Raw genomic sequence first — 12,046 nt, forward strand, 5'->3', positions numbered from 1 at the left:
TATTTACCCCTGAAACTTTTTCAAAATGGTCGTTATCTTTTTAGGAGAAAAAGGTTTAACTATAAATCCAGCAGCCCCATGAGATAGTGAGTACTTCACAATGTCTACTGTACTATGCGCCGAAACCATAACGACAAATGCATTACTTTTAATACTTCGAATTTGTTTTAATATTTCTTGGCCATCAGAGTCTGGTAATTCAATATCCAAAAACACCACATCCGGAATGTGCTTTTTAAATGCATCTAATGCATCTGCCCCACAAGAGGCTTCATAAATTTCGGTCACTTCCATATGAACCAGAGTTTGTCGTAAAAATACTCTCACAGAGCTAACATCATCAACGATGAGATAAGACAGTGAACTCAAATCTGACATTTACTTACTACTCCAGAGTAATACAAATCTAATTTATTATACCTAATAAATATATTAATAGCGTTATACAGTAATTTTACAGAGCGATAAATTAAATATCGACAGGATCACACTTCTTTAGGTTACTTTCGTATGAACCATGTTTGATATATACGATAATTGGTTAAAGAAATAGGTGAACTGGTAAACCTTTCCCTATTTCCGATTAAAGAAGGACGAGATAATTTTTTGGCTTTGTTCTGAATTTAATAAAGTTTCAAACTGGACTAATTCAGCAGCAATTGAATCTAACACACGCTTTTCAGTATTTCGTTTTAATAATTGTTTACTGGTACTAACTGCATTTTCAGGTAATTTAGTAAGTTTCAATGCGGCATCATTTGCGATGCTTAACACATCTTCTGCTGAACTGACTTTGTTGATCAGCCCCACCTCTAATGCATCTTGAGCCGAGAACCTATCACCTAAAACCACCATTTCAAATGCTTTAACGTGTCCAGTTATTCTCGGCAGTATATCGCTACACCCCGCTTCTGGGCATAAACCTAGTTGGGCAAAAGGTAACTGGAACACTGAGTTATTCGCTGCATATACCAGATCACAATGTAATAACATTGTAGTCCCAATACCAATGGCTGGGCCTGCGACTGCAGCTATAATAGGCTTTTTGGTAGAGGCTATTTGATATAAAAACTGTACTGTAGGGTGTTGCTCATTTAAAGCTCCACCAGACATAAAGTCTTTTAAATCGTTACCTGCCGTAAAACAAGTTTGGCTGCCAGTTATCACTGCAACTGACAAATTTGGATCGTTATCCAATAACTTTAATGCATTAGTTAATTCGCTATACATACTTAACGACAACGCATTTTTTGCTGATTCCCGTGAAATAGTAATCGTTAAAATACGATTAGCAATGGACGTTATAATATGGTTATTACCCACAATTATTGCCTTTTGAAGTTTAATTTAGAAGTCAGTTACAATTTAGTTATAAATGTAGCTAAAGCGATTAGTACGACTAATACTATGACGGTACCTAGACCGATACCTCGACTTGATGAATACATAACATTTCCTATTTATTATTTTTGTTGGAAATTAACTCTATTGTCATAAAGCAACAGCTAAATGTACCGGAAATACATTAACTGTTGCTAGATCTGAATTCAACTTAAATATTTAATAACCTTTCAATTGTCCAATAAAGTCCAACAAAACCTATTAACACTGAACCGGGAATTTGCACGAACATTCTATAACTTGGCTTTTTACTCCAAGAATATAAAAGTACTCCAGCTACAGCCAAAACAGTTAACTGCCCTACTTCCACACCTATATTGAAGGCAAATAATGACGTTACGAAAGAGTTGGAAGGCAAACCAAATTCAGTGAGTACAAAAGCAAAGCCTAAACCGTGCAACAAACCAAAAATAAAGATCATGATCAATCTTGAGGAGCCTGCTTCTGAGTTTCTGATATTTTCAAAAGCAACAAACGCAATACTTAATGCAATAAGCGGCTCGATAATATCCGCACTTATTGAAATAACCCCTGACGCGGCTAACCCCAAACTTATGCTATGCGCTAAGGTAAACGTAGTGACTTGCCATACTAGTTTTCTGAACATGATGGTGGATAAAAATAATCCAAGCACAAATAAAATGTGATCAATGCCTTTTGGAATAATATGAATAAAGCCTGAATGTAAGTATTTTACAAAGCGTTCTGACGTAGATAATCCATCAACCACATTAGCGGGCTGTGTATTGCTGTTATTATCTTTTGCTACCATAGCTGCTTTCATCTCTGGCGAGATGGTCATGGTTTTTTTATCCGTTGTTTTTACTTTTTGATTTTCCGTTTTATCCCCAGTTTCAATCGCTTGGCTGGATAAGGTCATCATGGATATAAACAGAACCAAAGTCATTATTATTGCATTTTTCATTATTTTACTACCTTAACTACAGCGACCGTCAATCGAGAAATACAGGTCATTTTATTACGTTGATCATACAGTTTTATTTCCCAAACTTGAGACGTTTTACCTTTATAAACTTGTTCAGCTCTGCCACGAACCGTTCCTTGTCGAACCCCTCGTAAATGATTTGCGTTTACCTCTTGACCAACACAATAATATTGGGCTGGGTCAATGGTTAACTGAGCTCCTATCGAACCTAACGATTCAGCGAGAACAACGTTGGCACCACCATGAACGAGTTTAAACGGTTGAAAAGTGCGATTATCCGCAGGCATAGTCCCTTCAATGTAATCCTCCCCAACTTCCGTTATTTCAATTCCTAAATGCTCCAACATAGTACCTTTGTTCCATGAATTAATGACACTCAATTCTGGAGGTAAAAACCAAATACTCATGTTATAAACAACCTTAATCACGTTTACTATTGCCGCTATATTAACGTAATTTATATCGAAATATTAATGCTTTATCGCTAATTTTGGCTTTTTCATCGAAACATACACTTAGTTCGTAGACTTACGTTCATTCGCTATTCACCTTAATGTATACTCAGTGTTATAAAATTAGTTATATTCTAAATATTCCGTCATATTAAGTGCACAACTTAATACACAACCTATTTAATTTAATTGCTGAATAAGTGAAAAATGAAACTAGAAAACATTGATAAAACTCGTTATAGAAAACATCTAAACAAAGTCATTTTGGCATGTATTGTTGGATTAATTGTACTATCCCTCTCCATTTCAACCTTAGTCATTTATCTGGTGAACGATGGTGAAAGCTCGCACTTTTGGATCAACTTTGCAGGGGTCGTAATCGCGTCATTTATTATTGGTTCTATATTAGCAAAATATAAACAACACCCTTTTATGTATGAAATTGCTTATGTGTGGGATCTAAAACAAGTCCTTAATCAAATTCATCGAAAGAGCAAAAAGATTAACTTAGCGGTTAATGAGAACGACGTAACAGCCATCGAGATTATGTACTTTTACTATAAAGCCTGTATTCAATTATACACTTTGGATGACAATACTATTACGCTTAGTTCATTGAATATTAAAGCGGCTGAGTTAGACAGCCAAATTGCAAGCCTTAATTTAACTATAAACACTGAAAATTTCGAACGAAAAAGCTTGTCAGCTTACTAATACAAATACTGATTAACATTTTAATACATTAACTAATCCATCCTTGCTTAACCCGTGGTTAAATCGTTAATCTATAGACGATTAATCACGGAGAGCCTCAATGAAACAACACGATTCAACCCCATTAACTGATTATATTGAATACCCTGCTGATGAAATGTTAGCCCGTTCTGAGCAGTTTTATCTCGATATCAAACGCAGACACAGTATAAGAAGTTTCAGTGACCGCCCCGTCGACCAAGCTATTATTGAAAACTGCATAAAAGCAGCTGGTACTGCACCAAGTGGCGCGAATCATCAACCGTGGCATTTCACCGCTATACATTCACATCAAGTAAAACAGCAAGTGCGAGAACAAGCAGAACAACATGAACGAGGATTTTACTCTGGTCGTGCTGGCGAAGAGTGGCTGGAAGCGTTAAAGCCTTTAGGTACTGACTCAAATAAACCTTATTTAGAACATGCTCCATGGTTAATCGCTGTGTTTAGTCAGAAAAAAGGTGGTGTGAATGCGGAAGATAAAAACACCAACTACTATGTGCACGAATCGGTAGGCATCGCCACGGGTTTTCTGATAAATGCATTACACAATGCCGGACTGGTTACCCTTACTCATACGCCAAAACCGATGCACTTCTTATCTAAAATTTGTGACCGGCCAGAAGATGAACGCCCTTATATGTTAATTATTGCAGGTTACCCTGCTGCAGATGCAAGTGTCCCAGAGCACGCTCAAACTAAAAAAACATTGGCACAGATAGCCAGTTTTTTATAAATATTGTAACCACAAAAAAGCCCTAATAATGATTAGGGCTTAACCAGTAACAACTTGGCAAACAAATATGAATGTTTATTTATTTAAACGTTCAAACGCTTGTTCTAACATACTGCGCGGACAACCAAAGTTAATACGAGTAAATTTAGGCCAGCCAAAGTCTTTACCCGGTGACGGACCCACACCTTTAGATTCCATGTAAGTATGAACATTACTAACACCTAACTCAGAACCATCAATCCAAGCTAAGAAAGTGGCTTGTGGTTTGATAATAGAAAAACCATTTAATTTTTCTACTTGTTCAACCACGTAATCCAAATTCCCCCTTAAATATTCAAGTTGCTCTTGGTGCCAATCATCACATTGAGTAAATGCAACTTCAGTTGCTACTAAGCCCATAAAATTTACCCAAGGTACAATTCCAGCACTGGCTTTAGTGAACTTCAAACGGACACTCGCATCAGGAATAATAGCGAACGATGTGCCTAAACCTGCAACATTAAAGGTTTTACTTGCTGCCATTAACGTTATGGTTTGAGAACCGATTTCAGCTAATTTCCCCGCCGGAATATGAGTAGCATTTTCATCTAAAATTAAGTCACAGTGAATTTCATCTGAACATAAAACAACGTTATGCTTTAAGCAGATAGCCTCAACCTTACTTAACTCTTCCTCTGTCATTACTGTGCCCACTGGATTCATTGGGTTACACATAATAAACAGTTTGGTTTTGGGATCAGATGCCTTTTCCTCTAACTGTGCAAAGTCTAATGTCCAACGGCCATTTTCTAAAACAGTGCCTACTTCTTCACGAATTAAATCGTTATTAGCTGGTGCTGCGAACATTGGTGGATAATTAGGTGTTTGTATTAGTACTTTATCACCCGACTCACAGTAGGCTTTACACGCCACATTAAATGCTGGTACTACACCCGGAGTCCATACAATCCACTCTGGCTTTATTTGCCAATCGTGTTTGTCGTTTAACCAACGAACCACGGCATTAATTGCAGGCTCATATTCTCCCGGTAAATGATAACCATATACACCGTGCTCAACACGTTTCTGTAACGCTTCAACTATTGCCGGTGCGCATTTAAATTCTGAATCGGCTACCCAAAGCGGCAATATATCTTTGCCTTTATATCTTTCCCACTTAAATGAAAATGTGCCACTTCTATCTACAACTTGATCAAAACTCATAAGGCGTACCTACTCTTAAATAACATAATACACATATAGCCATCTAAACGTCCAAAAATCAACTGTTAATTTTGCATAAGTTAATTTTGAAATTATTTTTCAAAAGGTTAAAGTAACCGCTCACATAAAAAAAGGAATTTTCATGTTATACAAATTACTATCCTCAATCTTAATCATTGCTTCTTTTCAAGGCCTTTCAAGTGAGCTTGAAACAAAACCAGATGCAGTTTCCAGATTAATTGACAGCCTTATATTAGCAACGCCAGTAAAAAGAATTGCGCCTAAATATCCCTCAAGAGCGGCACGGTCAGGTCAAGAGGGCTGGGTTCAATTAAGTTTTGTTGTATCAAAAGATGGTGACGTTGAAGACGTACTTGTATTAAACAATGCAGGTTCCAACGACTTTATTGTCGAGGCAAAAAAAGCCGTTAAGAAATGGCATTATAGTCCTGCATTAAATAGTAACGGGGATGCAATAGAATCTTGTCAAAATTCAGTTCAACTCGATTTCCGCCTAGGTAAAAGTGGAATATCTAAAAAATTCAAACGAATATTTGACCGAGCATCAACAAGTCTAGATGAAGAAAACATAACTGAATTAAAAGAATCTATCGATGATATAAATAACTACAAAAATAAAAACATATCTGATCTTGCTTGGGCACATTATTTACAGTTCCGTTATTACCTATTAACTGAAAATAAAAATGAACAATACCATCATTTAAAACAAGTATCTCGCTATGCGAAACCTGCCACTAATCAAATGAGTAGTACATTACCGGAATCTATTAGTGTAGATATTTTACATCGTTTATTTATTTTCCAATTGGAGAAACAATTATTTTCTAAGGCTATGTCTACTTTTGAACTTTTAACTAAATTTGAAAACGAGGCTGCCCAACAATTTGTTAAAAGTAATAAGTCTATTATACAAAACATCCAACTCTTGGTGCAGAGTGAAACGCCAATTTTAGTGCAAGGAGAATTAACAAAAAACGTATGGACACATGAGTTAATTAGAAATAACTTTTCTATTACTAATATTCATGGCGATTTAGATAAATTAGAAGTACGTTGCCAACATAAACGAAATATTTTCACTGTCCAACCTGATAATCAATGGACTATCCCAGACTCTTGGGGACAATGTAGTGTATTAGTTGAAGGCCAAAAACACGCGAGTTTTAAATTAATCGAACTCAATCAATCTATTTAATCGATTATCAACATCTATTTTAATTAATTTTAATAATTAAGGTGGCGCGTTATTATTACTACATCAGTTAACGCAATTAACAATTTTAGAGGTCATTACATGTTTAAATCAATTGAAGGTCAAACTATCCCAAACGTTACTATTCCAGTTCGTGTAGGGAACGATTGGCAATCTATCAACACAGGTGAATTATTTAAAGACAAAACGGTTGTTGTATTTTCACTACCTGGTGCATTTACCCCAACCTGTAGTTCTACTCATTTACCGCGTTATAACGAACTTGCAGCAACGTTAAATAAAAACGGCGTAGATGAGATTGTTTGTGTATCAGTCAACGACAGTTTTGTGATGAATGCTTGGGCTAAAGATCAAGAAGCTCAAAATATTACTATGTTCCCTGATGGTAATGGTGAGTTCACAGACAAGATGGGCATGATTGTTGACATGTCTCAAGTTGGTTTTGGTAAACGTTCATGGAGATATTCCATGTTAGTTAAAAATGGCGTTATCGAAAAAATGTTTATAGAGCCGCAAAAACCGGGTGACCCGTTTGAAGTTTCTGATGCGGATACTATGTTGGAATACATCAACCCAAGCGCAGCAAAACCGCAAGCGATTTCGTTATTCACAAAACCAGATTGCCCATTTTGTATAGCAGCAAAAGAAATGTTAACTAATGCTGGTTACGCTTTTGAAGAAATTACATTGGGTAAAGATGCAAGCTTAACCAGTTTAAAAGCTATGACAGGCAAAGAAACGGTTCCACAAGTGTTTGTTGAAGGTAAACATATTGGTGGAAGTGAAGCATTAGCTGAATACCTAGAAAAGTAATTTAGCTCAGCTTTTAATAAGAAATACTAAAAAGCCCAAATATGAATTTTCATATTTGGGCTTTTGTTATTTCATCTTAATATTCGCATTTAATATTAAGACTTAGCGCGTTGCTCTAAAATTTCAACAGCAGGTAATACTTTACCTTCAACAAACTCTAAGAACGCACCGCCGCCGGTAGAAATATAAGAAACTTTATCCGCTAAACCATATTTATCGATAGCCGCTAGCGTATCACCGCCACCCGCCACGGAAAAAGCGTCACTGTCTGCAATGGCTTGTGCAACCACTTCTGTGCCTTTAGAAAAGTTATCAAACTCAAAAACACCACAAGGGCCATTCCATAAAATGGTTTTAGCATTTTTCAAAATGTCAGCTAATGCTTGGGCAGAGTCTGGACCCAAATCCATGATCTCTTCATTGTCTTGCACTTGGTCAACTGGCTTTATCGTGGCTACTGCTGTGTCAGAGAACTCTGTGCCAACACGTACATCTGTTACTTCTGGAATATCAAGATCGGCCATTAGTTTTTGAGCTTGTGGGATCAAGTCTTTTTCATACAAAGATTGACCAACATTATAACCACGTGCAGCAACAAATGTATTTGAGATGCCACCACCTACAATTAGTTGGTCACAGATTTTAGATAACGACTCTAATACCGTTAACTTAGTAGAAACTTTAGAACCACCAACCACAGCCACTAACGGTCTAGCTGGGTTATCTAGTGCCTTACCTAATGCTTCTAACTCAGCTGATAATAAAGGACCAGCACAAGCAACAGGTGCAAACTTAGCAACACCATGAGTTGAACCTTGTGCACGATGCGCTGTACCAAATGCATCCATAACAAACACATCACATAAAGCTGCATATTGTTTGGCTAACTCATCTGTGTTTTTCTTTTCGCCAACGTTAAAACGAACATTCTCAAGAATAACAACTTCACCAGCATTAGCCGTAACGCCATTTAAGTAATCTTTTTCTAAACGAACAGGAACTGTTAATTTCTCTGTTAAATATGTAACCACAGGAGCTAATGAAAACGCTTCATCGTATTCACCTTCAACAGGGCGACCAAGATGAGACATCACTAATACTTTAGCGCCTTTTTCTAACGCCAATTTAATAGTTGGTAACGCAGAGTTAATACGAACCGCTGACGTCACAACACCATCTTTAACTGGAACATTAAGGTCTTCACGAATTAATACCGTTTTGCCTTGTAAGTCTAACTCAGCCATTTTTAATACTGACATCTTTATTCCTCTTATTGATATAAACACTAAGCTAATTAGTGGCTTATGATTTTATTATTAATTTAAATATTTTCTTAATTCTAATGTGGTGTCTAACATCCTGTTGGCAAAACCCCACTCGTTATCACACCAAGCTAATACTTTAACAAGACGTTTGTGGCTCACTCGTGTTTGATTGCCATCAACAATGGCTGAATGAGGGTCATGGTTAAAATCTACCGAAACCAAAGGCTCTTCGGTGTAACCTAAGATGCCACTTAATCCATTTGATAATGCTTTATTAATGGCTTGATTCACTTTGGCGATATCTACATCTGTGTTTACATAAACACTCAAATCCATCGCCGTCACATTTATCGTTGGTACACGCACAGCAATGGCTTCAAATCGGCCGGCAAATTGCGGCATAATGCGTTCTATTCCAGCAGCCAATTTAGTGTCTACTGGAATAATGCTTTGGCTTGCTGCTCGGGTTCTTCGTAAATCTGGGTGATACGCATCAATAACTTGTTGATCATGCATCGATGAATGTATGGTCGTAATTGTGCCACTGTCTACACCAAAGGCATCGTCTAATGCTTTGATGACAGGAACAATACAGTTGGTTGTGCATGAGCCATTTGAAATAACGTTATGTTCTGAAGTCAATAAATCATGGTTAATGCCGTATATGATAGTTGCATCAATATCATTATCTGCAGGATGCGAGAATATTACTTTTTTAGCGCCTGAATCAATATGGGCTTGTCCGTCTTCTTGGCTTTTATATACCCCCGTACAATCTAAGACCACATCAACATTCAGTTGTTGCCAAGGCAACTCAGATAATTTTTTTACGCACAGTAATTCAATTTTTCTATTTTCAACCAGTAAGTTTTTATCCGTATCTAACTTAACGTCAAAACCGAATTTACCATGTGATGTATCGTATTTTAATAAATGCGCTATACCTTCAGGCTCGGCTAATTCATTTATCGCGACAATATTGACCTGAGATGCACGACCGGTTTCATAAACGGCACGTAATACATTACGACCTATTCGGCCAAAACCATTGATGGCAACATTAATCGGACGAGCTTGTTGGGTCATTAAATTTGTTCCATTGGATATTAAAACTTGGAAAGTGAGATACAAAAAGCGGGTATATCATACCCGCTTTTTCAATTTTATAAATATCGACTAACTATTAGTTTTTATTTATAAGAACTAACTTATAAAGATTTTACCGTATTAACTACGTTCTCTACTGTAAAGCCAAAATGCTCAAGTAAAACGTTACCTGGCGCTGATTCACCAAAGGTACTCATACCAACAACGGCCCCAGAAAAACCAACATATTTAGCCCAGTAATCAACGTGTGCCGCTTCGATAGCAACACGTTTCACTACGCTATTTGGTAATACTGATTGTTTATATTCAGCATCTTGTTGATCAAATAAGTTAGTACAAGGCATAGACACAACACGGGTTTTTATCCCTTGCTCCGTTAATGCTTTTTGTGAATTTACGGCTAATTCAACTTCAGAACCGGTAGCGATTAAAATGACCTCAGGTGTGCCTTCACAATCAACAAGTACGTAACCGCCCTTCTCAATTTGTGCAACTTGCTCAGCTGTACGAACATTTGACGGTAAACCTTGACGCGAGAATATTAATGCTGACGGGCCGTCGGTATATTCAACTGCAGACTTCCATGCGATAGCACTTTCCGTTGCATCAGCTGGACGCCAGGTATGCATATTCGGTGTCATACGTAAGTTAGCAACTTGTTCAATTGGCTGATGAGTTGGCCCATCTTCGCCTTGACCAATTGAATCGTGGGTGTATACAAATATATTTTGTATGCCCATTAATGCTGACATACGTACAGCGTTGCGTGCGTATTCCATAAACATTAGGAAAGTCGCGCCATAGTTAATGAAACCACCGTGTAATGAAATACCATTCATTATGCCGCTCATTCCGAACTCACGTACACCATAATAAATGTAGTTACCGGCAGCGTCATCTTGAATGCCTTTAGAGCCAGACCAAAGTGTTAAGTTTGAACCCGCTAAATCTGCAGAACCACCTAATAACTCAGGCAATAATGAGCCGAACATTTCTATTGTATTTTGTGATGCTTTACGTGAAGCGATTTTCTCGCCTTTATCTTGGCACTCTAATGCGTAAGCATACGCTTTCTCAGAAAAGTCTTCTGGTAATTCACCTAAAATTACACGACGTTCAAATTCGGCAGCAAGTTCAGGATGTGCATTTTTATAAGCAACAAACTTTTCGTTCCACTCATTTTCTAATTCCGTACCATCTTCTTTAGCATCCCAACCGGCGTATACGTCTGCAGGGATTTCAAAAGGTGCATGTGGCCAATTTAACAATTCACGAGCGGCTTTAATTTCATCGTCACCTAAAGGTGCACCGTGACAGTTGTGGGTACCTTGTTTGTTTGGTGAACCAAAACCTATAGTAGTTTTACAAATGATCATTGACGGTTTGTCAGTAACCGATTGCGCTTCGGCAATCGCTGCGCTTATCGCCGCGGCATCGTGACCGTCGATGGCTTCAACAACATGCCAACCGTAAGCTTTAAAACGTGCAGAGGTATCTTCAGTAAACCAGCCTTCAACTTCACCATCAATACTGATGCCATTGTCATCATAAAAAGCAATTAATTTTCCAAGCTTCAACGTGCCAGCTAATGAACTTGCTTCATGGGAAATACCTTCCATTAAACAGCCGTCACCTAAGAAACAATAAGTGAAATGGTCAACTACATCGTGCCCTTCACGGTTAAACTGTGCCGCTAACGTTTTTTCAGCAATCGCCATACCTACGGCATTAGAAACACCTGCACCTAGAGGACCCGTTGTGGTTTCTACACCTGGTGTATAACCGTATTCCGGATGACCTGGTGTTTTAGAATGTAATTGACGGAAGTTTTTGATTTCACCAATAGGTAAGTCATAACCTGATAAATGTAATAATGAATAAATTAACATTGATCCATGACCGTTTGATAATACAAAACGATCGCGGTCCGCCCAGTTTGGATTAGTTGGATTATGTTTTAAAAAATCATTCCACAATACTTCGGCAATATCTGCCATTCCCATAGGTGCACCTGGGTGGCCTGAGTTGGCTTGTTGCACCGCATCCATACTTAATGCCCTGATCGCATTAGCTAAGTCTCGTTTTGTCGTCATGTGAAATCCTGAAATTTTTATTATAGTGAAGTTCTGCTTG

12 protein-coding genes are annotated in these 12,046 nt (G+C 37.6%); 4 read left to right on the forward strand and 8 right to left on the reverse strand.

Annotation, left to right across the window (positions count from 1 at the left end; genetic code table 11):
* Nucleotides 1-3: 3 nt before the first annotated feature.
* From KO505_RS05560 to KO505_RS05575, 4 genes are all read right to left on the reverse strand, one after another.
* Nucleotides 4-378, reverse strand: coding sequence for a response regulator (locus KO505_RS05560; RefSeq protein ID WP_216054461.1), 375 nt, complete (start codon nucleotides 376-378; stop codon nucleotides 4-6).
* A 195-nt stretch (nucleotides 379-573) separates the two neighbouring features.
* Nucleotides 574-1,323, reverse strand: coding sequence for an enoyl-CoA hydratase-related protein (locus tag KO505_RS05565; RefSeq protein ID WP_216054462.1), 750 nt, complete (start codon nucleotides 1,321-1,323; stop codon nucleotides 574-576).
* A 229-nt stretch (nucleotides 1,324-1,552) separates the two neighbouring features.
* Entirely contained in the window at nucleotides 1,553-2,326 is a 774-nt protein-coding gene (locus KO505_RS05570; RefSeq protein ID WP_216054463.1) for a HupE/UreJ family protein, read from the reverse strand.
* The gene (locus KO505_RS05575; RefSeq protein ID WP_216054464.1) at nucleotides 2,326-2,754 is read right to left on the reverse strand and encodes a hotdog fold thioesterase; all 429 of its coding nucleotides are present in this window, start codon (nucleotides 2,752-2,754) and stop codon (nucleotides 2,326-2,328) included. The genes KO505_RS05570 and KO505_RS05575 overlap by 1 nt, the downstream gene beginning before the upstream one ends.
* Before the next feature lie 252 nt (nucleotides 2,755-3,006).
* Between KO505_RS05575 and KO505_RS05580 the strand changes: the two genes are divergently transcribed.
* On the forward strand, nucleotides 3,007-3,513 hold the full coding sequence (locus KO505_RS05580; RefSeq protein ID WP_216054465.1) for a DUF3087 domain-containing protein: 507 nt from the start codon (nucleotides 3,007-3,009) through the stop codon (nucleotides 3,511-3,513).
* Nucleotides 3,514-3,613: 100 nt separating this feature from the next.
* Nucleotides 3,614-4,288, forward strand: a complete 675-nt coding sequence (locus KO505_RS05585) for a nitroreductase family protein (RefSeq protein WP_216054466.1) — start codon at nucleotides 3,614-3,616, stop codon at nucleotides 4,286-4,288.
* A gap of 75 nt (nucleotides 4,289-4,363) precedes the next feature.
* On the opposite strand, the gene KO505_RS05590 is transcribed toward KO505_RS05585, so the two are convergent.
* Complete coding sequence (locus tag KO505_RS05590; protein ID WP_216054467.1) at nucleotides 4,364-5,491, reverse strand: MalY/PatB family protein; 1,128 nt, start codon at nucleotides 5,489-5,491, stop codon at nucleotides 4,364-4,366.
* A 142-nt stretch (nucleotides 5,492-5,633) separates the two neighbouring features.
* Between KO505_RS05590 and KO505_RS05595 the strand changes: the two genes are divergently transcribed.
* Nucleotides 5,634-6,710, forward strand: coding sequence for an energy transducer TonB (locus KO505_RS05595; protein ID WP_216054468.1), 1,077 nt, complete (start codon nucleotides 5,634-5,636; stop codon nucleotides 6,708-6,710).
* A 99-nt stretch (nucleotides 6,711-6,809) separates the two neighbouring features.
* Complete coding sequence (locus KO505_RS05600; protein WP_216054469.1) at nucleotides 6,810-7,541, forward strand: glutathione peroxidase; 732 nt, start codon at nucleotides 6,810-6,812, stop codon at nucleotides 7,539-7,541.
* Between the two features lie 95 nt (nucleotides 7,542-7,636).
* Here KO505_RS05600 and KO505_RS05605 read toward each other — a convergent pair whose 3' ends face one another.
* From KO505_RS05605 to tkt, 3 genes are all read right to left on the reverse strand, one after another.
* On the reverse strand, nucleotides 7,637-8,800 hold the full coding sequence (locus KO505_RS05605; RefSeq protein WP_216054470.1) for a phosphoglycerate kinase: 1,164 nt from the start codon (nucleotides 8,798-8,800) through the stop codon (nucleotides 7,637-7,639).
* Between the two features lie 57 nt (nucleotides 8,801-8,857).
* The gene (gene epd, locus KO505_RS05610) at nucleotides 8,858-9,892 is read right to left on the reverse strand and encodes an erythrose-4-phosphate dehydrogenase (RefSeq protein ID WP_216054471.1); all 1,035 of its coding nucleotides are present in this window, start codon (nucleotides 9,890-9,892) and stop codon (nucleotides 8,858-8,860) included.
* Between the two features lie 122 nt (nucleotides 9,893-10,014).
* Nucleotides 10,015-12,006 carry a transketolase gene (gene tkt, locus KO505_RS05615; protein WP_216054472.1) on the reverse strand — a complete coding sequence of 664 codons (1,992 nt, stop codon included), beginning with the start codon at nucleotides 12,004-12,006 and terminating at the stop codon, nucleotides 10,015-10,017.
* Between the last annotated feature and the right edge of the window lie 40 nt (nucleotides 12,007-12,046).

This window comes from Psychrosphaera sp. F3M07, from assembly GCF_018860345.1.
Taxonomy (GTDB): Bacteria; Pseudomonadota; Gammaproteobacteria; order Enterobacterales; family Alteromonadaceae; genus Psychrosphaera; species Psychrosphaera aquimarina.